Below are 24881 nucleotides of genomic sequence, written 5' to 3' on the forward strand. Positions count from 1 at the left end.
CTTTCCATGATGCAGATAGATATCGGATAATTCGGGATCTTTACATTCTTTTGGACTGTTTTCAAACATCACGATCGTATAAACGGTTTTCAGATCCTGATAGGTGAATATACTTCCTCTTTCCCCTTTTACTCTGGTGTACTGGCGAAGTAGAAGATCAGCAGAGTAGCAGGACATCCGCTCACCCGGAAAGGTGTATGGGATCTTCTGGATCTCCACATTTGCGATCGAACCATCTTCTAACTGAACAATGATATCCAGAAGCAGGAGAGAGGTTGATGGCAGCATGCTGTCCTCATTTGACAGGATACATTTTACGGTTACTTTTGTGCCGATGATACTGCTGATCAGTCGTGATAACCGTTCCGGGTATACATCCGGGTTGAACAGTTTCTTGAAAAATGGATCATAGGTCAATGGCAGACTTTTCTTGCCTTCCATGAATTCCAGAAAACGGTTTTTCCATTTGTCAGGCCAGTTCAGATATGTCCGGTAAACGGATGGATTCTTCTTTAATTCTAATAGACATTCATCTTTGGTCCGGAATGGGAAAAGCTGATGGATGTTTAATGCGGCAGGCTGTATAGCATTGCCTTTCTGTGAGACAGCAATGTTTCTTTTTTCATTTTCATTGTACATAAATTTAATTCCTCGTAATATCCGGCGCCTGTTTTGTCGACAACATAACCATACCAGAAAAAGGAATGAAAAAACGGTTGATGTAACAAACAGCATGTCTGGATGTAATAACTTGCATATTTGCAAAATATTTTTATTAATTTCCCCTGGCATATTGACGACTTTTTTTTTTTTATAATATTTATGCCGTTTTTTCAGCCTGTACCGGTTAGAAAAAATAGAGCAGGGATATTGATGAATAAATATGAAGCGCAATGAGAGGTGAGAGGTAAAAGGACGGGTCGACCGATAATAAGTAAAGATACTGTAGAAATTTGCAAGGAATGAGCAAGGAGGATGAAAGAAAAATGATACAAAAGAAGATAAAAAGCCTGATCTATGCAGGCTTGGGACTGGTTCTGTGTGTATTGCTGTGTGGAGGAATCGGTATGACATCGCAAGCAGAATCATATGGCAATCTAACATATGAAGAAAATGAAAGTGGAATTACTATTACCAGGTATACAGGGAATAAGACAAAGCTTGTGATTCCGGGAAAGATTGGAGGCAAGAAGGTAACAAGTATAGGATGGAATGCATTTTCAGGTTGTAGAGGCTTAAAAAGTATAACGCTACCGGAAGGTGTGACCAGTATAGAGGCGTATGCATTTGTGGGTTGTAGCGGTTTAAAGAGTATAACGCTTCCGAAAAGTGTGACCAGTATAGGATTGGGTGCATTTGGGGACTGTAGCGGTTTAAAGAGTATAACGATTCCAAAAAGTGTAACAAGCATAGACTATGATGTGTTTCGTGGCTGCGATAGTCTTGCAATCTCCTGTTATAAGAATTCCGCAGTGCATAAATATGCCATAGAGAATAATATACCAGTCAAATTAATTGGAAAAAACGCAACACCCGCGTCTGGAACTCCGGCGAAGAAAGGCACAACTCTTACCATTTCATCTAAGAAGCTCCAGGTAAAGGTAACTTCATCTTCGAAGAAGAATCCGACTGTTACAATTACGAAGTTTACTGATAAGAAAGCCAAGAAGCTGACCATTCCTGCAACGGTAAAAGTGAAAGGTGTTACTTATAAAGTAACTGCGGTTTCCGATAAAGCATTCAAGGGTAGCAAGAAGCTGACAACGGTCACGATCGGAAGTAATGTAACGAAGATCGGTAAAGAAGCATTCTCCGGTTGTAAGAATCTGAAGAAGATCACAGTTACAGCAGGAAAGCTTAAGACCATCAGTAAGAATGCGTTCAAGGGCATTAATAAGAAAGCAACCATTACTGTGAAAGGCACAAAGAAAGCAAAGACAGCTTTAAAGAAACAGTTGAAAAAGAAATCCATCGGATATGTAAAGACATGGAAGATTAAATAATTATAAACTTGTTTTCCTTTCTGATATCCGTTACAATCAAACTTGGAGAGACGGAGGCAATATACAAAGCTAAAATATGCATGTTATTCTGTTCTATCGGGAAAGGAGAGGGAACATGAATAACGAAATTGTATATTCCTCCAAGGCTACTGATCAGAAAGCACAGTATGATGCTAGTGCCAAGCGGCTGCTTGGACAGAAGATCATACTGGCGCATATACTGATCAGGGTAGTAGATGAATTTAAAGGTATGGATGCAGATACGGTTGCATCATTGATCGAAGGGGAACCGTATATCAGCCAGATTCCGGTTGAACCCGGATTAACGAACAAAGATACGGTGGATGCCAGAACCGGTGAACGAATTGTCGGGTTGAATACTGAGAATTCTGAGATTGATGAAGGAAAGGTATATTTTGATATTATCTTCTATGTACGGATGCGGGATGGACTGGCAAAAATGATCATCAATCTGGAGGCCCAGAAAAATGAACCGACAAAATATCATATCTTAAATCGGGCAATCTTTTACACTGCAAGACTGGTGTCATCCCAGAAAGAGCGGGAATTTACGGGTTCTGATTATAACGAGATCAAACAGGTGTATTCCATCTGGATCTGTATGAATATGAAAGAGAACAGTCTGAGTCATATTCATATGGTAAAGGATGATTTACTTGGCGAACAGGACTGGAAAGGCAATCTGGATATCCCTAACATTGTGATGATCGGGCTGGCAAAGGAGATTCCGCCAAAGGAAGAACAATATGAATTGCATCGATTGCTTGGAACGCTATTGTCACAGACAATGACGGCAGAACAAAAATTAAAGCTTATGAAACAGGAGTATGACATACCGGTAGACAGAAATGGTATAAAGGAAGAGGTGAGCGTTATGTGTAATCTGAGTGAAGGCGTAGAAGAGATGGGATATGCCAAGGGCGAAGCCGCTGGAATAGTCAAGGGTGAAGCACAAGGCAAGGTTATTGGAAGAACGGAAGAAAGAGCCGATATTATCCTGAAAATGCATAAGAAAGGCTACTCCTTAGAGCAGATCATGGATGTAACCGATATGAGCGAAGCTGAAATTAAGGCAATTATAGGATAAAGACATAGGCAGAACAGGTAACATGTATATTTTAGTAGAAGGATAATGCTGCATTTGAAAAGATGGGTGTCAGGTATAAATAGAATTTTGTTTATTTGTACCTGGCACTTGTTTAGTTATCTGCTGCCTGCTTTATTCTTTGTTTTTCTTCCTTGCATTTAGACATAAAACGTGGCATTATCATAGTTGAGTTTTAAGGAGGATAAGAAAATGCAGTTATCAGATTTTTACTATGATCTGCCTCAGGAGTTGATCGCACAGGACCCACTCTTAAAGCGTGATAATTCGAGATTAATGGTTTTAAACAGAGAAGAAGGAACCATCGAACATAAACATTTTTATGATGTAATATCATATCTGAAAGAAGGCGACTGTCTGGTTATTAATGATACAAAGGTTATTCCTGCCAGACTGATCGGCGAGAAAGAAGGAACCGGGGCAGCTATCGAGGTACTGTTATTGAAGCGCTTGGATGACTGTACCTGGGAGACACTTGTAAAACCGGGAAAGAAAGCCAGAGTTGGTGCAAGGATCATCTTTGGTGGTGGTAAACTGGTTGGTGAAGTCATTGATATTGTGGAAGAAGGAAATCGTATCGTTCGGTTTGAATATGAGGGAATCTTTGAGGAGATTTTGGATGAACTTGGACAGATGCCGCTTCCGCCATATATCACACATAAACTGGAAGACAAGAACCGTTATCAGACGGTCTATGCAGAGCATGAAGGTTCTGCGGCAGCACCGACAGCCGGACTTCATTTTACAAAGGAGCTTTTAGAGGAGATTAAGGGAAAAGGTATCAAGATCGCACATGTGACGCTTCATGTCGGACTTGGAACATTCCGTCCGGTAAAAGAAGATAACATTCTGGATCATCATATGCATTCGGAATTCTATGTGATCGATGAGAAAGCAGCAGAGACGATCAATGAGACAAAGAAAAATGGCGGTCGAATCATTGCAGTTGGAACGACCAGTACGAGAACGCTGGAAACAGTAGCCGATGAGAATGGTATGCTTCGTGCCTGTAGCGGTTGGACAGATATCTTCATTTATCCGGGTTATAAGTTCAAAGCCATCGATGGATTGATCACGAACTTCCATCTGCCGGAATCCACGTTGTTGATGCTGGTATCAGCACTTTACAGCCGTGAGAAGATTCTTGAAGCCTACAAGGTAGCAGTGGAAGAACGCTATCGTTTCTTCTCCTTCGGCGATGCCATGTTGATTCTGTAAAATACCTTGCGCTCATCTGGTTGATATTTAGTTATGACCTGAGCTGCACATAAATACTGCCAAGATTGTTATATACAAAGACAAGTATATTTTCTATTCGGTTCGCACACTGATTTGTCAGCAGTCGCCCAAACTCACCCTTATGGGTTCAGACATGGGCTTGATGCTGACAGCTAGTGCAAACCTCATAACGAAAATACAACTAATGTCTTGTGTATATAACAACCCGGCAATATTTTTATGCACAGCTTCAGGTCAAAATTAATTCGCCAATCAGATGAGTCACAATGTATTTTACAGAACTTCTGTATTGCAGCGATTTGAAACCGTCGGACGCTGGGATGAGTTAAATTGATATTTTATATAAGAAAATTACATTAAAAATCCTGCTGCCCTGCTATGTACAAAAGACATAAGCGAAGTTTTCGTTATGAGGTTTGCACGAATTGTCAGCACCAAGCCCATGTTTGAACCCGGAAGGGTGAGTTTTGGCGACTGCTGACTAATAAATGTGCGAACCGAATAGAAAACTTGCTTGTCTTTTGACATAGCAGGGTAGCAGGATTTTTTTGTAATTCCCTATCAGAAATGTTGATACATTCATCCCAGCGTTCGAGGCTTATTTATCTCAGCCCGGCGAGATCCTGATAGAAGGTCGGGTAGGAGATGTTTACGCAGTCGCTGCCAAGAATCTCTGTGTCGCCGTCGGCGTTAAGTCCGGCAATGGCAAAGCTCATGGCGATGCGGTGGTCGAGGTGGCTGTCGATGACAGCGCCGTGAAGCGGCTTGCCGCCATGGATGATCATGCCATCATCGGTAGCGCTAATATCTGCGCCCATAGCGGAAAGGTTCTTCACCATAACATCGATCCGGTTTGATTCCTTCACCTTCAGTTCCTGTGCATCTTTGATAACGGTTTGTCCCTTTGCAAAGCATGCCATGATGGCGATGATCGGAATCTCGTCGATCAGCTTCGGAATCAGGGAGCCTTCGATCACACAGCCTTTTAAATCTGAGGTCTGTACTGTGATGTCTGCAGCAGGTTCACCCGGCTGATCCAGTCGGTCGTAGGTGATCGTACCGCCCATCATTTTTACAACTTCTAATATTCCATCACGGGTATTGTTGATACCCACATTCTTGATCGTGATACAGGAATCCGGTGTGATAAGTCCGGCTGCGATAAAGTAAGCCGCCGAGGAGATGTCTCCCGGGATCATGATCTTCTGACCGTATAATTTATCCGCAGGTTTTACAATTGCGGTTGTGCCGGAGGTCTTGATATCGACACCGAAAGCATCAAACATCAGCTCCGTATGATTTCTGGATACATATGGTTCGGTTACACTGGTTTCGCCGGCGGCATATAGACCGGCAAGAAGAATACAAGATTTGACTTGTGCCGAAGCAACCGGTGAATCGTAGCGGATGCCATGTAATGGCTTTCCGGTGATCAGAAGCGGCACACAGTCATTTCCATTTTCACTGACGATATCAGCGCCCATCAGAGAGAGCGGGGTCATGATTCGTTTCATTGGGCGGCGGCAGATCGATGCATCACCGATCACGCGGCTCTTGAAATTCTGTGCCGCAAGAATTCCGGACATCAGTCTGGTAGTTGTTCCGCTGTTGCCAACATCGAGAGTTTCTTTCGGAGCCTGCAAACCATGAAGCCCTTTACCGTGAATGATAACGGTATCCCCATTGTGGTCGATCGTTACACCCATTTCGCGGAAGCAGTTCATAGAAGAAATGCAGTCGGCACCGTTTAAGAATCCATGTACTTCGGTTATACCATCTGCCAGTGATCCAAGCATGATCGAACGGTGGGAGATGGATTTATCTCCGGGAATCGTAAGGGTTCCTTTTAATCCTGTTCTTTTGGAAAATATCATAATGTGTTACCTGTCTGGAAGCTATATCGTCCATTTCCTTTTTATGTAGTCTTATCTGTTATATAAACGGTATCCGGCATCTGCAAGAAGGTCAAATGCTTTCCGGCATGCATCCGTATCGTAGAAGGATAAACGTAGAACGCCTTCCTCGTCTTCACGATTATGGGAGATTCCGAAGTTCTTCAGATTGATGCCTGCATCAGCAAGCAGTACCGTAACCTTTGCCAGAGCGCCCGGTTCATCCGGGATATCGACAAAGAGTTCATACTGCATACGGATAACACCGCTTGTATTGTTCGGGATTGAATCCCGGTATTCTCTGGATGACTCAAAGAAAGCATTGATGTCCTTTGCGTCATTTCTTTCAATATCATAAATCATTTTATTTAGAAGCTCAATATATTCCTTCAATCCATTCACGATGTTCTTCGGATTGCTGAGGAGAATGTGCTCCCAAACCACCGGATTTGAGGATGCGATTCGTGTGATATCTTTAAAACCTCCGGCTGCCAGAGATTTAAAGATTCCGTCCGGAGAATCGGCATGCCGTACCAGATTGACCAGAGACGCTGCGATCACATGCGGTACATGGCTGATATAGGAAGTGATCTTATCATGCTCGTCCGGGGAATACCGGATCGGGATAGCACCCAGATCGCCGATAAATGTCATAAATTCCTCCACGCGGTCTGCCGGAGCATCCGGAGATGGAGTAATGAAATAATAAGCATTCTCGATCAGACGGTCGGTTGCTGCATCGTAGCCGGAGCGTTCCGATCCGACCATTGGATGACCACCGATGAAATGAGAACCAAGTTCCAGTTCCTTTACAGCATCGTAGATATCGGATTTGACACTGCCAACATCAGACAGGATACAGGAATCAGAGATCAGTGGTTTTAAAGTTTTCAGATATTCAATATTATAATGAACCGGCGCACACAGAAAGATATAATCACAGTCTGCGATGTCACTGATATTTGTTGTATAATGATCTAAGGTGCCATCCTCCTGCGCTTCTTTTAAGGTCGCAGTGTTGACATCATAGCCGATGATCGTATAGTTTGGGAAAATACGGTGAATAGATTTTGCCACCGATCCACCGATCAGACCAAGACCGATAAAACCAATTTTAAATGCATTCATAGCTGTTTCTCCTTTTTGAGATTTAACGCGTTAAAGCGTGTAACAGCATTATATACACATAAAAACAAAATAGCAAGAAAAACTAAAAAGGTGTACAATGGAAAACAGAGTAAAAAGACAGGAGAACAGAGCATATGGAAAAAAGAAAAACAGAAGTTGACCGCACATCAGGAAAACCGGAACAGGAAGGTTTATTAAAATATATGTTAGAAAACGGAATGACCCAGTTCCATGTTGTAAAGCACGGAGAAGAATATCTGAAAGAACACGGATTTTCCGAGCTTAAGTTAGAGGATAAATGGAAGCTTCAGGCAGGAGCAGATTATTACGTCAGACCATACAGTTCTGTAATGATCGCATTTCATCTGCCAAAGCAGCTGCAGCATATCCGGATAGCAACCAGCCATACGGATTTTCCGATGCTGAAGTTAAAGCCGTCAGCCGATATGGAAAAAGGCGGATATCATATGTTGAATATAGAGACCTATGGCGGACTGTTAATGAAGACATGGTTTGACCGTCCACTGGGACTTGCCGGCAAGGTAGTGGTAAAAGGCAGTGATGCATTTCATCCGGAGGTACGATTATATGATTCGGAGAAGCCGGTTGCGATCATACCGAGTCTTGCACCGCATCTGAAACGAGGAGATTCAGAGACAAAATTAGATCCTCAGAAAGAACTGATCCCGGTATTTGGGCTTTGGAAGAAGGATGAGCCGCATAGCTTTTTAGATGAGGTTGCAGAAAAACTTCAGATCGATAAGGCGGATATATTAGACTATGATCTGTATTTATATAATTGTGATTCCTGCCAAATGATCGGAGACAGTGGCTTATTTACATCACCGAGAATTGATAATGTATCTTCCGTTAGTGCTATTCTGGAATCTCTTACACAGACCGGCAATAAGTGGCAAGAAGAAAAAGGTAAGGGAACAGAAGCTGCATCGCCAGATGAAAGAATTTCGGAAGCAGATGGATCTGATACGAATCTCAGTATTGGAGTATTCTTCGATAACGAGGAGATCGGAAGTCTGTCCAAACAGGGAGCAGATTCCGGACTGCTTCGGATGATAACGGAACGTATCTTAAAAGACAGCGGAGAGAGATGCACCATACAGGAGCTGCTTCCGGAGATATTTTTGATCTCTCTTGATGTGGCACATGGAACACATCCGAATTATCAGGAGAAATCCGATCCGGTCAACCGGGTACTGCTTGGAAATGGGGTTGTCTTAAAGAGCAGCGCATCTCAGCGATATGTGACAGACAGCGAGGCTGCTGCAGTAATTCAGGTGCTCTGTGAGGATGGAGGAATTCCGTTTCAGCGTACGGTCAATAAGACAGGAATGCCGGGTGGAACCACGCTGGGTCCGATCGTTTCATCCTATCTTCCGGTAAAGGCAGTCGATATGGGAATGCCGGTACTCGCTATGCATTCAGCATGTGAAATGGCACATTTGTCAGACTATGAGTCGATGAAACGGCTCCTTATCGCTTTTTGGTTGAAATAGAGCCATATTTATGCGATAATAGACATTAGGTGTATAGAAATATGGACGGAGGTTACTTATGAAGAAGGTTTACAGAACAATACTTATATGTATGATGATCATTCTTTCAGCATTTGTACTTGCAGCCTGTGGGAAAAAGGATGCAGGAAAAAAGACGACTACCGAGAGTTCAACAGAAGCTTCTGAAGATGTAGCATCCACAGAGGATACAACAGAAGCGACGACAGAAGCACAGGTGGATGAAGAAGGATTCACGATCGTAAATGACAAGGTGACGACGACTGATTATGTAAATGTCAGAACAGCACCATCGACAGACGGAGATCCTGCGATGCAGCTTGCAGATGGTGTAGAGCTTGACCGGATCGGGTATAACGATGAATGGAGCAAGGTATCCATTACAGGTGAAACCTATTATGTTTATTCGGAATTTGTAAAGGCAGAAGGAGCAGCATCCAGTGGTGATGACAGCAGCACAGAAGAATCAACACAGGAGACAAGCAATGTTGGCGAAGGCAAGCTGATCTGTATTGATGCAGGTCATCAGGCAACGCCGAATACGGATACAGAGCCGGTAGGTCCCGGTGCGGAAGATAAGAAAGCAAAAGTCTCAGCCGGTAATACAGGTGTTACAACCGGTACAGAGGAATATGAACTGAATCTTGAGGTAGCGTTAAAGCTTCAGAGTGCATTAGAGGCAAGAGGCTATACTGTGAAGATGATCCGTACATCCAATGATGTCGATATCAGTAATGCGGCAAGAGCCGAACTTGCAAATAGTGACAATGCAGATGCATTTATAAGGATCCATGCCAATGGTTCTACAGATACAAATGCGAGCGGTGTTATGACGGTATGCCAGACAAAGGACAATCCATACAATGCAGATATCTATGATTCCTGTAAACGGTTGTCTGCCGATGTATTAAGCGGAATGGCAGCAGCAACAGGGGCAAACAGCGAGGCGTCTGGGAGACAGATTCCATGAGTGGAATTAACTGGTGTAAGGTTCCGGTTACGATCGTTGAGATTGGTTATATGACGAATTCAGAAGAAGACCAGAAGCTTGTAACATCAGATTATCAGAACCTGCTTGCAAAGGGAATTGCAGATGGTATAGATGCATATTTTGCAGGTAAGTGATCTGTAACAGATAATGAGATGATTTATTGAATACATTGAGTGAGTTATACTTGCGATATATGTAAGAAGATACAAAAGATATTTATAAAAATACAGGAGGATATAACATGGAAGCATTAGAATGTATTAAGACAAGAAGGTCGGTAAGAAAATTCAAAGAGGATATCATTCCGGATGAAGTGATCCGTGAGTTGGTAGAACTCGCATCCTATTCACCATCCTGGAAGAATACACAGACGATCCGTTACATCAGTGTTTCTGATCCGGAGAAGATCAAGAAGATCGCAGAAGAAGGCGTGATGGGATTTGCATTAAATGAGAAGACAGTTTCCAGAGCACATCAGTTGATGGTTGTGACACAGAAGAACGGTATTTGTGGATATGAGAGAGATGGAAGCTTCAGTACAAGCAAAGGTGCCGGATGGGAGATGTTCGATGCCGGTATCGCAGCCCAGACATTCTGTCTTGCAGCACATGAGAAGGGAATCGGAACGGTTATCCTTGGAGTATTTGATGATAAGAAGGTTGGAGAGATCGTAGGTGTGCCGGAAGGTCAGACAGTTGCCACCGTTATTGCAATGGGATATCCGGTATTTGCACCGGAGATGCCGCCAAGAAAATCAGTTGATGATCTATTAACGATCCAGTAAGAGCTATTTTATTCATTATATAATGAATACTGACAGAAGATAGATTTGGAAGAAACAAAAGTCTGTCGGAACAGCTAACAAAACGAATAGTGTCTCGAAAGAGAAAAATATACTGCACTTTAGTATAGATGATATGGTCTGCTAAGGTGCAGTTTTGTTGTAGAAGGTGATTTTTCATGGTTTTGACAAAAGCAGATACATTAGATTATTTGAAAAACAGAATAACAAAATCGAGAATAGAAGACCTTATGATCGTAACCGGGAAAATGTATGGTGAGAACCGGAAACAGATCCTTGCAGATATTCAGTCACAGTTTAAAGGACAGACGATCGTTGTTCGAAGCTCCTGTTCCAATGAAGATTCCTCCGAGACATCAAATGCGGGTCATTATGACAGTATATTGGATGTCGACGCTGATGATCGCGATGCTGTATGTCATGCGGTTGAGACAGTATTTGATTCCTATAAAAAAGATCTGCCAGATATCAGGAATGAACAGGTGTTGATCCAGACGCAGACGAAATCTATCATCAGCAGCGGAGTTATCTTCTCCAGAGAGATCAAATCAGGAAGACTGTATTATGCAATCTCATATGATGAAGATTCGACCGATGCGGTAACCAGTGGAAGCGGAGGAAAGACGATCTATATTGCAAGGACAGCAGAGAGTTCATCTCTCCCGGAGCGCTGGGGTGTTCTGGTCACAGCCATGAGGGAATTAGAAGACATCTTTCCGGAGTATCCACTCGATGTGGAATTTGCAGTTGGAGCAGATCTGACAGTTACGATCTTTCAGGTGCGTCCGCTTGCGGCCTGTATTAAGAAGCTGGAAAATCCATCTGACTACAAAGAAGACAGAGCAAAGAATGATCGTATATTTGGAGAATTGATAAACGAGACAAAACAGCAGTATCAAAAACTCAGTGATCTGTTGTATGAGAAACAGGCAATCTTATCCGATATGGCATTCTGGAATCCGGCAGAGATCATAGGGGTAAATCCGCATCCGCTTGATTTCTCCCTTTACAGAGAGATCATAACGAAGGCTGCGTGGAATCAAGGACTTACCACTATAGGATATCGTGTGGTGGACGGTGATCTGATGTACAGGGTCGGAAATAAACCATATATATCCTTGCGGAAGTCATTTCTGTGTCTGATGCCTGCGGATTTAGATGAGGACATGGTGAAAAAACTTTTGGCATTTTACGACCGGAAGATTTTATCGGATATAACAGCACATGATAAGATTGAATTTGAGGTAGTATTTTCCAATTATGATTTTACAATGGAGGATCGGTTACAGGAATTATTAGAGTATGGATTTACGAAGGGAGAGATTCAGGATCTGTCGGGCAGTCTGTTTCGTCTGACGGATCATGTAATCTGTAATTTCAGGCAGAATCGGATGCAGGATATCCGTTCATTAAATGGGCTGAAGGTGCATCGGGAGAATATCAGGAATAACTGGCTGATGGCAGCAAAAGATGTGAATACTTCCATCCGTTATTTTATAGAATTGATCGAGAGTATCAAACAGTACGGAACACCGAAATTTGCAAGACAGGCAAGACTTGCATTTATCTCAAAGGCTCTTTGCAGGTCGCTTAGTGCAAAGGGATATTTTACGAGCCGTGAGATTGATGACTTTATGATGTCAATCTACACAGTAGCATCGGAGTACGATTCGGATTTTCAGGATTTTGCAGAAGGACGGATTACCAGGGCAGCCTTTGATGAGAAATACGGGCATCTTCGTTCCGGCACTTACGATATCACCTGTGAGACGTATGCGGAACAGGATTTTGACAGCTCCAAGGCAAGTGAGACAGCAAAGAAGCAGAGACAGAGGATTGAGCGGTTAAAGCATACACCGCTTGATCCGGAAAAGGTAGAACAGGCACTTTCCGATATCGGCTTTGGTGTTGATGCAAAGAAATTTGTGGAATTCTTAAAGGATTCCATGGAAGAACGGGAATATTTTAAATTTGAATTTACAAAATCCTTAAGTCTGGCGATCGATATTCTGATCAATATTGGAGAAATGTTGAATTTTTCAAAAGAAGATATGGCATATCTCACAGTAGATGATATAATTGCAGTGTATCATAAACCAGAAACGGAGATCCGAAGGATATGGGAACAGGTGATCACAGAGAACCGGAAAGCATATACAGATGCTTCTGACCTGATCCTGCCGGATGTGATCTGTAATAAGCAGCAGTTGGAATATATCGAGATGGTAGAGGCGAGACCGAATTTTATCACCTCGGAGATCGTGACCGGAGCAGTTGTCGTATTGGAGGATGAGGAATCGAAGCGTGATGATGCCGGAGCGGTTGATGTTGCAGATAAGATCGTAGTGATCCCGAAAGCAGATCCCGGCTATGACTGGATCTTTGCAAAAGGAATCCGGGGCTTTATTACGAAGTATGGTGGTGTTGCATCCCATATGGCGATCCGATGTGCGGAATTCAATATTCCGGCGGCTATTGGATGTGGCGACGTTATTTATAATTATGTAACAGGACTTGACAAACTGACACTTGATTGTAAAAATGGAAAGATACTGAAGGAGGAATAGGCGTATGCTTCACGCACTGATAACACAACGCGAAGGTCAGAATATGTATGGAAAATCCACGGATGTTCTGGAAGCTGCCTATACGGAATTTTATGAAAGCATGGGAATAAGACTTCATCCGGTGTCGAATTTCACCAGAGATTTTGAAGCCTTATTTGAAGATCCGATTGACGTACTGATCGTAACGGGTGGCGGTACGCTTCACCCGAAATATTATGTAGAACCGCATAAGGCAGAGCTGCAGCCGCATCGGGATGCGATGGAGGAACGGCTCATTATGTACTGTGTGGAGAATGAGATACCGATTATCGGGGTATGCAGAGGCATGCAGCATCTGAATGCATTATTTGGAGGAAAGATCTCATATTCTGCACCGTTTGTAGTGCCAAGACCGCGAGGTGTTGACCATATGGCAAAAATCTGTAAATCGGATCGATATATAAAGATAAATAATTTTCACAGTGATTGTGTATATCTGGAAAACCTTTCAACAATGTTTTACCCGTTGGTTGTAGATGAAGAAAATGGATCGGTTGAGGCATTTGTGTCACCAACCATGAGTATTCTTGCGTTTCAGTGGCACCCGGAGCGGTATTTTGAAAGTGAAGAAGGAAGGCTTTTCAGCAGACATCTGATCCAGGATTTCTTAGGTATTCCAAGAGATGATAAGAAACCGGATCTGTAAATAAAATCCTATAAAGCCATAGTTGGAGGAAGTAATAGACATGGAAAAAGGAAAAGCAAAACAACTGCTTGATAAGATGCAGGTATTGATTGAGGACGGACAGAATGTTCCATTTGCAGCAGGAAAGGTTCTTGTAAATAAAGAAGAAATGCTGGAAATGATAGAAGATCTGAAAAAGACGATAGATATAGAATTAAAAGCGTATCATGAGATCACGGATAAGCGTGGCAAGATCATAAAGGATGCGAATAAAGAAGCCGAGGACATCATCGTGGAGGCAGAAGAATCTGCAAGCCGGATCCGTATGAGCAAGCCGAATCCACTCTATGTCCAGAGGCAGGTAAAGGATCTGAACAAGAAAGATAAGATGGCACTTCGGACAGCAAATGAGATCTATGCGGCATCGATCATTTATACGAATGAGATGCTTATGGAGATCAATGAATCGGTACGTCAGGCATATAATATGATTAGTGAAGAAACTGACCGTGTATTGGATTCGCTCAGACAGAAATCCGATGTCATTGAGCAGAATAAACGCGAGCTGATGGATGGACTTCTGGATATGAAGAAGCAGGAACGGTATGCCGATATCTTAGAGATCAGCCAGCTCCTTGCAAATGAACTGTACTATGAGAAGAATCGGTTTGAAGAAGAAGAACAGAAGGCGAAGAAGCAGGCAGAAGAAAATGAGATGGTTCAGTGGGAATTTGATTTCGAGGATAAGAAGGAAGACCCGATCAAGGTAAAACCATCCAGACAGCCGGTGAAGCTTCATGATGATATTTTGCATGATGAGGTTGTGGATTCAGCATTTGAGATTGCGGATGAATTAAAGGAAGAAAAGAAAAAGTCATTATTTGAGGATCGGACACCTGTGCCGTTAGAGGAATCAATTACGGATGCAGGGGTTGCAGGAAAGGCAGCAGAAGGATCTTCTAAGAAGATTCCGGAGTTCCGGATCGGTGGAAACATCCATAAGAGCCTTGACGATGAACTTTAAAGCCACCTAAGAACAGAAGCGTGATACTTTACATTTAATTCATGATTCAGGCGTTGCGGAGCGTACGCCTGTTATGATATTATGGGTTTGTGAGCTCGAAAAACAAGAAACCATAAAGTGTAAATATATACAGGAGGTAATTATTTATGGGGATTTTAAAAAGATTTAAAGACATTATGTCAGCAAACATCAACGCTATGCTTGATAAGGCAGAGGATCCGGAGAAGATGATCGACCAGTATCTCAGAGACTTACAGGAAGATCTTAGAAACGTAAAATCAGAGACAGCAACCGTTATGGCAGATGAGACCAGATGCAAACGTGCACTCGATGACTGTGATGCAGATATCGCAAAGATGCAGAGCTATGCAGAGAAGGCACTCCTTGCAGGAAATGAAGCAGATGCCATGAAGTTCTTAGAGAAGAAGAACCAGTTAGCATCCAAGAGAACGTCTTTACAGCAGTCATATGATATGGCAGCCGGAAATGCAGCAAAGATGAAAGAGATGCATGATAAGCTGACAAAGGATATCATGGATCTGAACAACAGAAAGGACGCCATCAAGGCGAAGGTTCAGGTTGCAAAGACGCAGGAGAAGATGAATAAGATGATGGGAAGCGTAACGGATACAGCCGGAACGATCTCAGCATTTGACAGAATGGAAGCAAAGGCTGATGCGATGCTTGACAAGGCAAATGCAATGGCAGAATTAAATGCCAGCGGCAAGGATGAGACAGATGATCTGATGAGCAAATACGATGCAGAACCATCATCAGCAGTTTCAGACGAACTTGCAGCATTAAAGGCAAAGATGGGACTTTCATAGGAGGAAACAGATGGGATTATTTTCAAATCAGTTTGCCAATGTAGTTGAGTGGGAAGAATACAGAGATGACCTGCTCTTCTGGAAATGGACAAATCGAGAGATAAAGAAAGATTCCAGACTTATCATTAAACCGGGACAGGATGCGATTTTCCTGTATAACGGTGCGGTAGAAGGTATCTTCACAGAATCAGGAAGTTATACGATTGATTCGGATATCATTCCATTCCTTTCTACATTAAAGGGATTTAAGTTTGGTTTCAACTCAGGACTTCGTGCAGAGGTTCTGTTCATCAATACGAAAGAGTTTACCTGTAACTGGGGAACCAGTTCACCGATCCGTTTACAGGCACCGGGACTTCCGGGCGGACTTCCTGTACGGTCAAATGGTAAGTTTTCATTTAAGATTGATGATTACAATGTGTTGATCGAGAGAATCGCCGGGGTAAAGGCAATCTTTACAGTGGATGATGTCAGAGACCGTATTAAGGGAATCTTAGATGGACTGTTGATCAAATGGATCACAAAGGTCGGCGGTGACGTATTCAATCTGATGGCAAATGCAACGGATATTGCAAAGGGTATTTTAGAAGATCTGGATATGGAACTGATCAAGATCGGTCTGACCATGACAGATTTCAGAATCAGCGAATTTACATATCCTGAGAATATATCAAAACGTGCAGATCAGGCTGCTGAGTATACGATGCTTGGTGACATGGGACGGTTCCAGCAGGTGAAGATGGTAGATGCACTTGCAAATTCCAACGGAAAAGGTGGAACCAATATGGCAGATGTTGCCAGCGGTATGATGGGAATGCAGATGGGTATGATGATGGCAAATCAGATGACCGGTAATCTGCAGAACAACATGAACGGACAGATGAATCAGCAGGCAGCTCCAACCGGAAATGGTACGGCTCCTAAGTTCTGTCCGAACTGCGGAACCCCTACAAATGGAGCAAAGTTCTGTGGTAATTGCGGAACAAAGCTGATATAAAGGAGTACAAAAGCGATGGCTGGATTAAATGACATGCAGGATCTGGCATGCAGACATGTCGATGGACCGCTTCTGATATTGGCAGGTGCCGGATCAGGAAAGACCAGAGTAATCACCCACCGGGTAGCGTATCTGATGGATGAGATCGGAGTGAATCCATATAATATCCTTGCGATAACATTTACAAATAAAGCCGCAGCCGAAATGAGAGACAGAGTAAATAACATTGTTGGAGAGGGTGCTGAACGAGTATGGGTCAGCACCTTTCATTCGTTATGTGTACGGATTCTGCGACGGTTTTCAGACAGGCTCGGTTATGCAACAAATTTTAATATCTATGATTCGGATGACCAGAAATCTGCGGTCAAGAATATTCTGAAGGAATTGAAGATCGATCCGAAGAAGTATCCGGAGAAGATGTTCCTGGCAGAGATATCAAATGCAAAGGAACGGTATATTTCACCGGATCAGTATGCGAAGATGAATGCGACAGATTTTGTGAAGACACAGACGGCAACCGTATATTCCGAGTATATGAAGCGACTCCGTAAATTCAATGCATTTGATTTTGATGATCTGATCTACAAGGTGGTTGAGCTGTTTGAACATAATCCGGATGTACTGGAATTATATCAGGACAGATTTCGTTATATTATGGTGGATGAGTATCAGGATACAAACCACATACAGTTTCTGATGGTGAAGCAGCTTGCTTCCAAATACAGAAACCTTTGTGTCGTTGGTGATGATGACCAGTCAATCTACAAATTCCGTGGTGCCAATATTACGAATATTTTGAATTTTGAAAAGGAATATCCGGATGCGAAGGTCGTGAAGCTGGAACAGAATTATCGTTCCTGTGGAAATATTCTGGCGGCTGCAAATGCGGTGATCAAGCATAACGAAGGAAGAAAGGATAAAGCCCTCTGGACAGATCAGGGAGATGGCGAGAAGCTTGTATTTAATCAGAGTGAGGATGAATACATGGAGGCGGATCGTGTCGTAAATGAGATCATCCGTCTGACAGCAAATGGTGCACAGTATAAAGACATTGCTTTACTATATCGTACGAATGCACAGTCTCGTATCCTTGGTGAGAAGCTGGTTATGCGAGGAATACCACATCGGGTCTACGGTGGTCAGAATTTCTATGAACGAAAAGAAATTAAAGATATAATGGCATATCTGAAGGTTGTAAATAACTCTACAGACGATACCTATCTCAGACGAATCATCAATGTACCAAAGCGTGGAATCGGTGATGCTACCGTTGATAAGGTGGCCGCATTTGCCACTGCAAATGATATGACACTGATGGAAGCCATGCAGATCATAGAGCAAGTTCCGGGATTACAGCGTTCGGTTGCAAAAATTTCCAGCTTTGTGGAATTGATCGATGGATTTCGGGGGATAATAGAGGAGCAGGAACCACTCAGTACATTATTTGACCGTATTCTGGAGGATACCGGATATGAAGATGAACTGATAGCGGAGCACACGGATGAATCGATGGCGAGACTTGAGAATATCGATGAGTTAAGAAACCGTGTGGTTCAGTTTGAAACCGATTATGAGGAAGCAACATTGGCAGATTTTCTGGAGGATATCGCGCTGGTTTCGGAGACCGATAAAATGTCCGATGATGATAATATGGTTAAATTAATGACGATCCATGGTTCAAAGGGACTGGAGTTCCCATATGTATTCTTATGTGGCATGGAAGAGCGAATCTTTCCAAGTGCGATGGCGATCAATTCGGATGATGAAGATGCGCTGGAAGAAGAACGCAGACTTTGCTATGTAGGAATTACAAGAGCGATGAAGAAGCTATATCTGTCCTGTGCAAGAAACCGTATGCTGCATGGAAGTAGAAACTGCAATGACATCTCTAGATTTATTAAAGAGATTCCGCCGCTGCTGTTCCAGGATTCCGGTGATATTACAAGGCATGTAAAACGGATGGAAGAACGGCAGTTTGCAGACACCGGATATACCGGAAATAGGTATGGTAGCAGCGGACAGTCAGGATATGGAAAAGGCTCATATCATGGAAAATCGTCGCAAACAGGTTCCGGATATTCTTCATCGAATCCATACAGCAGCTACAGTAAGGCAAAGAAAGAGCCGATCAGTATAACACCATCGACCAAACCATCATTTGGCAAAGAATTTACCGTGAACCGGGAACTGGTTCTCGACTATGGAGAAGGTGATCGGGTGCGTCATATGAAATTTGGAAATGGAACTGTAACGCAGCTTGTAAAGGGCGGCAGAGATTATGAGGTGACGGTAGATTTCGATCGTGGCGGTACAAGAAAAATGTTTGCTTCCTTTGCAAAATTAAAGCGTCTGGAAGAATAAAGAAATTATAATAATTCCAAGATAATATAGAAATAGAAAAAAGAGTATGCTATAATGACGGCATACAGAAACTAAATGAAAGGGTGGTAGTTTATAATGAAAAATAATGATGTAATCTTAGTAAAAAGCGAACCAACAGAAGAAAAGGCAAAAGGTGTTGTATTTGTGATCCTTGCGATCATCGGTGCAGTAGCAGCGATCGCAGGTATTGCATATGCAGTATATTCATACCTGACACCTGATTTTCTTGATGATTTTGATGATGATTTTGATGATGATTTTGATGACGACTTCTTCGATGATGACGATGATGACGAGGAAGAAGCACCGGCAGAGCAGCCTGCCGAGACAGCAGAAGCACCGGCAGCAGAGCCTGTAGCAGACGCTGAATAATCAAAAATTTGAGCTGAATCAAAGTGAGTAAAATAACCGGATTAGTTTTTTGAATTATAAAGAGCTAATTCGGTTATTTTTATCTAAAAAGATATATGAAAAGTATTCATTTATAGTTAGTGGAAATTTTGTGGAAAAGGGAGAAACAGAGCGGAAGCGTCTTGCGGAATAAAGGTACATGTGCTTCGATGCCAAATCTTACTTCTTATTTTATAACTGACAAGACACATGTAAAGTGGTGTAAAATACTATATTGTCATGCACAACAGAACGTGGTATACTAAGGCAACGCTTTTTTATACAAGAAGAAAAACGAATAAATATAGTTGGAGAAACAATATGAAGACAGATATTTTAATTGTTGGAAGTGGATGCGCAGGTTTATATGCTGCATTGAATCTCCCCAGTGATAAACAGATAACGATCATAACAAAGGATATCGTAGAACACAGTGATTCCTTCCTGGCACAGGGTGGCATGTGTATGCTGAAATCAGAAGATGACTATGACAGTTATTTTGAAGACACCATGAAAGCAGGACATTATGAGAATAATCCAAAGAGTGTAGAGGTGATGATACGTTCGTCAGTTGATATCGTAAATGACCTTGTAAAGTATGGGGCAGACTTTCATCGGGAGCCGGATGGCAGTCTTAGCTATACAAAGGAAGGAGCACATAGCCATCACCGTATCATTTTCATGAGGATGTAACAGGAAAAGAGATCACAAGTACCCTGCTCCGCAATGTAGAGAAGCTTTCGAATGTGACGATCTACGAACATGTAACCATGGTGGATATCCTGTGTAAGGATAATTGCTGTTACGGTGTGGTGGCAAGGGATGCGGAGAATAAGATTTTCCCGATCATGGCAAACTATACCATGCTTGCTTGTGGGGGAATTGGTGGTATTTACAGACATTCGACTAATTTCAGACACCTGACCGGAGATGCCGTTGCGATCGCATTAAAGCATGGGATTGAGACAGAGCATGTGAACTATGTCCAGATTCATCCGACAACCTTATATAGCAAAGAGCCGGAAGACAGGAGTTTTCTGATATCGGAATCGGTTCGTGGCGAGGGGGCGCTGCTCTATAACAAGAATCATGAGCGGTTTGTAAATGAACTTCTTCCGAGAGATCTGCTGACAATCGAGATTCGCAAACAGATGGAGAAGGACGGGACAGATTATGTCTGGGAAGATATGACTGTGATTGATAGAAAAGAATTAGAAGAACATTTCCCGAATATCGTTGAGCATTGCAAAGAAATGGGATATGATGTGTATACAGAATGCATACCGGTTGTGCCGGCACAGCATTATTTCATGGGCGGTATCAAGGTGGATTTGTCCAGTAAGACATCGATGGATCAGTTGTATGCGATCGGAGAGACTGCATGTAACGGAGTTCATGGCAAGAATCGACTGGCAAGTAATTCGCTTCTTGAGAGCCTGGTATTTGCCAAGCGGGCCGCAAAGGAAATGACTGAGCAGTTCGACCGGACAAAGATAGAAGAAATCTCTTACAGAGAAGACGATTATACAGACAAGAAGAAGCTGGCAACAGAATATAAGGCACTGCTTAAGGCTGAGATTGCAAGGGAAAACGAAGAAGACCTGCACAGACAGGAAGCATAGAAAAATCATTCAGGAGGATATTATGTACGATCAGATTACTTTAAAATTAAATGTAGATCCATTTATTCTTGGAGCATTAAAAGAAGATATTACAAGTGAGGATGTATCAACAAATTCCGTTATGCCGGAGGCATGCATGGGAAAGGTAGAGTTAATCTGCAAGCAGGATGGAATCATCTGTGGTTTACAGGTGTTTAAGAGAGTATTTGAATTATTAGATGATACAACCGTGACAGAACTCTACTGCAAGGATGGCGATGAGGTAAAGGCAGGACAGTTGATGGGAGTTGTAACCGGGGATATCCGTGTATTGTTATCGGGAGAACGGACAGCACTGAATTATCTGCAGAGGATGAGCGGTATTGCTACGTACACATATAAGGTTGCAGGACTTCTTGCAGGAAGCAGGATCCAGTTGCTTGATACCAGAAAGACAACCCCGAATAATCGTATTTTTGAAAAATATGCAGTTCGTGTCGGCGGTGGGCATAATCACAGATATAATCTTTCGGACGGAGTCCTTCTGAAGGATAACCATATAGGCGCAGCAGGCGGAGTGAAAGAGGCAATCCGTATGGCAAAGGAATATGCACCGTTTGTCAGAAAGATCGAAGTCGAGGTTGAGAATCTGGATATGGTAAAGGAGGCTGTTGAAGCCGGAGCGGATATTATCATGCTGGATAATATGTCAGATGAAATGTTAAAAGAAGCGATCGGCATCATTGATGGCAAGGCAGAGATCGAGGTATCAGGTAATGTAACAGCAGAAAATATCGAGCGCTTGAAGAACCTTGGTGTTGATTATATATCAAGTGGAGCACTGACACATTCCGCTCCGATCATGGATATTTCTCTGAAAAATCTTCATAGAATCTAACTGAATATTGTAACAAAATTTCTGGTGCCTTTGGGTGCAGGGAAGGTTTACATGAGAAATAGAATGGGCTAATGGATGATAAGATTGGGAGGAAGAACATGACAGGAGTTGAAAGACGGGAAAAACTGTTGTCGATGCTTGCGAAGAGTAAAGAGCCGATTGCGGGGGCGGAGATGGCAAAGAGGCTCAGTGTGAGTAGGCAGGTGATCGTACAGGATATTGCCCTGCTTCGTGCGGCTGACAATAATATTGTTTCAACAAACCGGGGATATGTGTTATTAAAGCCGGGAAAATGTGAACGAATATTCAAGGTGCGTCATACTGCGGAAGAGATAGAGAAAGAATTACAGATCATCGTAGATAATGGCGGCAGGATTCTGGATGTATTTGTATATCATAAGATTTATGGAGTTGTAAAAGCTCCGATGAACATAAAAACCAGAAAAGATATTTATGAATATGTAAAGACCTTGAGCAGTGGAAAATCATCGCCGCTTCTTAAGATAACCGACAATTACCATTATCACACGGTACAGGCAGATTCAGAAGATATCCTGGATAATATTCAGAAGGATCTGGAGGAATGTGGTTTTCTTGCGAAACTGCTGGATTTCGAACCGGTTGATTTTTGGGAAAAAAGTGAATGACATAGGATGACGAGGGGAAGAAATTAATAAGTCAATATTATGCAACAAATTTATAAAAATAATGTAAGAAAAACGAATGGAAAGATAATATAATAACATTATCAGGTATAATAAATTATATACCAAATAAAAAGAAAAAGAGGAAATGAGAATGATAAAAAAATACACATATGGTAATCCGTTTTTTACAGAATCGGTTGTTGCGTCATTTGAGGCATCGGAAGGTATGCCTGAAGTTGGAACAGTAAATCTGGATGATGGCTTTTCATTTCTTTATGATATGAAAGCAGAGGATGCAGTATATGGACTTGGTGAAGCAAATCGTGGAATCAACAAAAGAGGATATAAATATATAAGCAATAATACAGATATTCCGAATCATCATGAGGATGTTTATTCTTTATATGCATCTCATAATTTTGTTATTATATCCGGCGAGAGAACATTTGGATTGTACATAGATTATCCGTCTTCGCTGGTATTTGATATCGGATATACTAAGATGGATGAACTTCATATTTTCTGCGATAAAGCAGATTTGGATCTTTATGTGATCACAGGCGAAAGTATATATGATATTGTAAAACAATTCAGACAAATGATAGGAAAAAGTTATATTGCTCCAAAGTTTGCTTTCGGTTTTGGACAGAGCCGTTGGGGTTATAAGACACCGGAAGATTTTGCTTATGTTGTGAAGAAATACAGAGAAAATCATATACCGATCGATATGGTATACATGGATATCGATTATATGGATCATTATAAAGACTTTACGATAAATGAAGCATTTGGTGATTTTTCTGAATATGTAGAAGAGTTGAAAAAAGAAAATATACGCTTGATCCCGATTATTGATGCGGGAGTGAAGATTGAAGAAGGATATGATGTGTATGAAGAAGGCGTAGCAAACAATTATTTCTGTAAAAGAGAGGACGGAAGTGATTTTGTTGCAGCTGTATGGCCGGGATACACACATTTTCCGGATGTATTGAATCCGGAAGCAAGAAAATGGTTTGGCGGAAAATATAAGCTTCTTACAGATGCAGGAATTGAAGGCTTCTGGAATGATATGAATGAACCGGCAATTTTTTATACACCGGAAGGCGTTTGTGATGTGAAAGAGGCAATGCGGGAATTTATTGATAAAGATGAATCCGTGGATGATGTCTGGGGAATCCGGGATATGGTAGTAGATCTGGCTAATAATGCCAAAGACTATGCTTCGATGTATCATAATGTGAATGGAAAGATGGTGCGTCATGATCAGGTACATAACCTTTTCGGTTATAATATGACACGGGCAGCAGGTGAAGCACTTCGAGAGATCTGTCCGGAGAAAAGATGCCTGTTGTTTTCCAGATCATCTTATATCGGAATGCATCGTTATGGCGGTATCTGGACCGGAGATAATAAATCCTGGTGGTCCCATATCCTGTTAAATCTGAAAATGCTTCCATCATTAAATATGTGTGGTTTCTTATATACAGGGGCAGATCTGGGTGGATTTGGCTGTAATACGACCAGAGATCTTTTGCTCAGATGGCTCGCGCTTGGTGTATTTACACCGCTGATGCGTAATCATGCATGCCTTGGCACAAGAGAGCAGGAGTGCTATCAGTTTGAGCAGATTGAAGATTTCAGACATATCATAGGTGTTCGTTATCGGTTGCTTCCATATATTTACAGTGAATATATGAAGGCTGCTTTAAATGATGAAATGATGTTCAAACCGCTTGCATTTGAATATCCGGAAGATCGTATGGCGGTAAATGTAGAAGACCAGCTTATGCTTGGTAATGAGATCATGATCGCACCGGTATATACACAGAATGCAATCGGAAGATATGTTTATCTGCCGGAGGATATGATGCTTGTCCGTTTCAAGGCTGAGGGTGATATTGAACAGACCGAGATGAAAAAAGGACATCATTTTGTAGAAGTGCCGTTGAATGAAGTGATTTTATTTATTCGGAAAGGAAAATGCATTCCTCTTGCTGACTTTGCCGAGTGCGTTGCGGATATTGATACGAAGAAGCTACAGTTACTTGGGTATGCGGGAAGCAGTTATCAGTTGTATGATGATGATGGATTTACAAGAGAGTATAATATGGAGATGTCCTGTGTAATTTTGAATAATTAGTAACAGAATATCAGATAAAAGAAAAAGGCAA

General features: G+C 42.1%; 20 protein-coding genes and 1 pseudogene. 18 read left to right on the forward strand and 3 right to left on the reverse strand.

What is annotated here, in order from left to right:
• Positions 1-639, reverse strand: a 639-nt coding sequence (locus DW959_RS06840; RefSeq protein ID WP_182429593.1) for a PD-(D/E)XK nuclease family transposase, incomplete at its 3' end; no start/stop codon positions are given.
• Positions 640-986: 347 nt separating this feature from the next.
• Here DW959_RS06840 and DW959_RS06845 point away from each other — a divergent pair.
• From DW959_RS06845 to queA, 3 genes are all read left to right on the forward strand, one after another.
• Positions 987-2003, forward strand: coding sequence for a leucine-rich repeat domain-containing protein (locus tag DW959_RS06845; RefSeq protein ID WP_118484808.1), 1017 nt, complete (start codon positions 987-989; stop codon positions 2001-2003).
• A 115-nt stretch (positions 2004-2118) separates the two neighbouring features.
• Positions 2119-3111, forward strand: coding sequence for a hypothetical protein (locus DW959_RS06850; RefSeq protein WP_118484806.1), 993 nt, complete (start codon positions 2119-2121; stop codon positions 3109-3111).
• Positions 3112-3321: 210 nt separating this feature from the next.
• Positions 3322-4347, forward strand: coding sequence for a tRNA preQ1(34) S-adenosylmethionine ribosyltransferase-isomerase QueA (queA, locus tag DW959_RS06855; RefSeq protein ID WP_117823326.1), 1026 nt, complete (start codon positions 3322-3324; stop codon positions 4345-4347).
• Between the two features lie 623 nt (positions 4348-4970).
• On the opposite strand, the gene aroA is transcribed toward queA, so the two are convergent.
• Both aroA and DW959_RS06865 read right to left on the reverse strand, forming a co-directional pair.
• Positions 4971-6242 (reverse strand): 3-phosphoshikimate 1-carboxyvinyltransferase, encoded by a 1272-nt coding sequence (aroA, locus tag DW959_RS06860; protein WP_117823328.1) that lies wholly within the window; start codon positions 6240-6242, stop codon positions 4971-4973.
• Between the two features lie 51 nt (positions 6243-6293).
• Positions 6294-7388: a prephenate dehydrogenase gene (locus tag DW959_RS06865; RefSeq protein ID WP_117808787.1), complete on the reverse strand. Its 1095-nt coding sequence runs from the start codon at positions 7386-7388 to the stop codon at positions 6294-6296.
• A 134-nt stretch (positions 7389-7522) separates the two neighbouring features.
• Between DW959_RS06865 and DW959_RS06870 the strand changes: the two genes are divergently transcribed.
• The 15 genes and pseudogenes from DW959_RS06870 to DW959_RS06935 all read left to right on the forward strand — a co-directional run bounded on the left by DW959_RS06870 (position 7523) and on the right by DW959_RS06935 (position 24850).
• Complete coding sequence (locus tag DW959_RS06870; RefSeq protein WP_117823330.1) at positions 7523-8902, forward strand: M18 family aminopeptidase; 1380 nt, start codon at positions 7523-7525, stop codon at positions 8900-8902.
• A 58-nt stretch (positions 8903-8960) separates the two neighbouring features.
• Entirely contained in the window at positions 8961-9890 is a 930-nt protein-coding gene (locus DW959_RS06875; RefSeq protein ID WP_279220988.1) for an N-acetylmuramoyl-L-alanine amidase, read from the forward strand.
• Positions 9887-10045: an N-acetylmuramoyl-L-alanine amidase gene (locus tag DW959_RS14855; RefSeq protein ID WP_279220989.1), complete on the forward strand. Its 159-nt coding sequence runs from the start codon at positions 9887-9889 to the stop codon at positions 10043-10045. The genes DW959_RS06875 and DW959_RS14855 overlap by 4 nt, the downstream gene beginning before the upstream one ends.
• Positions 10046-10152: 107 nt before the next feature.
• Positions 10153-10695 carry a nitroreductase family protein gene (locus DW959_RS06880; protein WP_008401292.1) on the forward strand — a complete coding sequence of 181 codons (543 nt, stop codon included), beginning with the start codon at positions 10153-10155 and terminating at the stop codon, positions 10693-10695.
• Between the two features lie 176 nt (positions 10696-10871).
• Complete coding sequence (locus DW959_RS06885) at positions 10872-13280, forward strand: PEP-utilizing enzyme (protein WP_118615758.1); 2409 nt, start codon at positions 10872-10874, stop codon at positions 13278-13280.
• Between the two features lie 4 nt (positions 13281-13284).
• Entirely contained in the window at positions 13285-13965 is a 681-nt protein-coding gene (locus DW959_RS06890) for a gamma-glutamyl-gamma-aminobutyrate hydrolase family protein (protein WP_117808791.1), read from the forward strand.
• 40 nt (positions 13966-14005) lie between these two features.
• A complete protein-coding gene (locus DW959_RS06895; protein ID WP_118484797.1) occupies positions 14006-14968 on the forward strand; it encodes a hypothetical protein in 963 nt (320 codons plus the stop codon).
• A gap of 146 nt (positions 14969-15114) precedes the next feature.
• Positions 15115-15795 (forward strand): PspA/IM30 family protein, encoded by a 681-nt coding sequence (locus tag DW959_RS06900; RefSeq protein WP_118615760.1) that lies wholly within the window; start codon positions 15115-15117, stop codon positions 15793-15795.
• Positions 15796-15805: 10 nt separating this feature from the next.
• The gene (locus tag DW959_RS06905) at positions 15806-16792 is read left to right on the forward strand and encodes an SPFH domain-containing protein (RefSeq protein ID WP_117785144.1); all 987 of its coding nucleotides are present in this window, start codon (positions 15806-15808) and stop codon (positions 16790-16792) included.
• A 15-nt stretch (positions 16793-16807) separates the two neighbouring features.
• Positions 16808-19153, forward strand: a complete 2346-nt coding sequence (locus DW959_RS06910) for a UvrD-helicase domain-containing protein (RefSeq protein ID WP_117823339.1) — start codon at positions 16808-16810, stop codon at positions 19151-19153.
• Between the two features lie 96 nt (positions 19154-19249).
• Positions 19250-19546 carry a hypothetical protein gene (locus DW959_RS06915; protein WP_021943996.1) on the forward strand — a complete coding sequence of 99 codons (297 nt, stop codon included), beginning with the start codon at positions 19250-19252 and terminating at the stop codon, positions 19544-19546.
• Positions 19547-19885: 339 nt separating this feature from the next.
• A pseudogene (locus tag DW959_RS06920) lies at positions 19886-21186 on the forward strand (L-aspartate oxidase).
• Between the two features lie 22 nt (positions 21187-21208).
• Entirely contained in the window at positions 21209-22063 is an 855-nt protein-coding gene (nadC, locus tag DW959_RS06925) for a carboxylating nicotinate-nucleotide diphosphorylase (protein ID WP_117823343.1), read from the forward strand.
• A 98-nt stretch (positions 22064-22161) separates the two neighbouring features.
• Positions 22162-22710, forward strand: a complete 549-nt coding sequence (locus DW959_RS06930) for a transcription repressor NadR (protein ID WP_044945249.1) — start codon at positions 22162-22164, stop codon at positions 22708-22710.
• A 151-nt stretch (positions 22711-22861) separates the two neighbouring features.
• Entirely contained in the window at positions 22862-24850 is a 1989-nt protein-coding gene (locus DW959_RS06935; RefSeq protein WP_117823344.1) for a TIM-barrel domain-containing protein, read from the forward strand.
• The last annotated feature ends 31 nt before the right edge of the window (positions 24851-24881 follow it).

This window comes from Clostridium sp. AM46-21 (genome assembly GCF_003480025.1).
GTDB classification, from domain to species: Bacteria; Bacillota; Clostridia; order Lachnospirales; family Lachnospiraceae; genus Coprococcus; species Coprococcus ammoniilyticus.

What these genes read in the sequence shown, in the direction of transcription:
- DW959_RS06915 (WP_021943996.1), top strand. Translation starts at nt 19,250, where the DNA reads ATGAAAAATAATGATGTAATCTTAGTAAAAAGCGAACCAACAGAAGAA.
- DW959_RS06930 (WP_044945249.1), top strand. Translation starts at nt 22,162, where the DNA reads ATGACAGGAGTTGAAAGACGGGAAAAACTGTTGTCGATGCTTGCGAAG.
- DW959_RS06850 (WP_118484806.1), top strand. Translation starts at nt 2,119, where the DNA reads ATGAATAACGAAATTGTATATTCCTCCAAGGCTACTGATCAGAAAGCA.
- nadC (WP_117823343.1), top strand. Translation starts at nt 21,209, where the DNA reads ATGTACGATCAGATTACTTTAAAATTAAATGTAGATCCATTTATTCTT.
- DW959_RS06935 (WP_117823344.1), top strand. Translation starts at nt 22,862, where the DNA reads ATGATAAAAAAATACACATATGGTAATCCGTTTTTTACAGAATCGGTT.
- DW959_RS06845 (WP_118484808.1), top strand. Translation starts at nt 987, where the DNA reads ATGATACAAAAGAAGATAAAAAGCCTGATCTATGCAGGCTTGGGACTG.
- DW959_RS06865 (WP_117808787.1), bottom strand. Translation starts at nt 7,388, where the DNA reads ATGAATGCATTTAAAATTGGTTTTATCGGTCTTGGTCTGATCGGTGGA.
- queA (WP_117823326.1), top strand. Translation starts at nt 3,322, where the DNA reads ATGCAGTTATCAGATTTTTACTATGATCTGCCTCAGGAGTTGATCGCA.
- DW959_RS14855 (WP_279220989.1), top strand. Translation starts at nt 9,887, where the DNA reads ATGAGTGGAATTAACTGGTGTAAGGTTCCGGTTACGATCGTTGAGATT.
- DW959_RS06870 (WP_117823330.1), top strand. Translation starts at nt 7,523, where the DNA reads ATGGAAAAAAGAAAAACAGAAGTTGACCGCACATCAGGAAAACCGGAA.
- DW959_RS06900 (WP_118615760.1), top strand. Translation starts at nt 15,115, where the DNA reads ATGGGGATTTTAAAAAGATTTAAAGACATTATGTCAGCAAACATCAAC.
- DW959_RS06910 (WP_117823339.1), top strand. Translation starts at nt 16,808, where the DNA reads ATGGCTGGATTAAATGACATGCAGGATCTGGCATGCAGACATGTCGAT.
- DW959_RS06895 (WP_118484797.1), top strand. Translation starts at nt 14,006, where the DNA reads ATGGAAAAAGGAAAAGCAAAACAACTGCTTGATAAGATGCAGGTATTG.
- DW959_RS06905 (WP_117785144.1), top strand. Translation starts at nt 15,806, where the DNA reads ATGGGATTATTTTCAAATCAGTTTGCCAATGTAGTTGAGTGGGAAGAA.
- aroA (WP_117823328.1), bottom strand. Translation starts at nt 6,242, where the DNA reads ATGATATTTTCCAAAAGAACAGGATTAAAAGGAACCCTTACGATTCCC.
- DW959_RS06890 (WP_117808791.1), top strand. Translation starts at nt 13,285, where the DNA reads ATGCTTCACGCACTGATAACACAACGCGAAGGTCAGAATATGTATGGA.
- DW959_RS06880 (WP_008401292.1), top strand. Translation starts at nt 10,153, where the DNA reads ATGGAAGCATTAGAATGTATTAAGACAAGAAGGTCGGTAAGAAAATTC.
- DW959_RS06875 (WP_279220988.1), top strand. Translation starts at nt 8,961, where the DNA reads ATGAAGAAGGTTTACAGAACAATACTTATATGTATGATGATCATTCTT.
- DW959_RS06885 (WP_118615758.1), top strand. Translation starts at nt 10,872, where the DNA reads ATGGTTTTGACAAAAGCAGATACATTAGATTATTTGAAAAACAGAATA.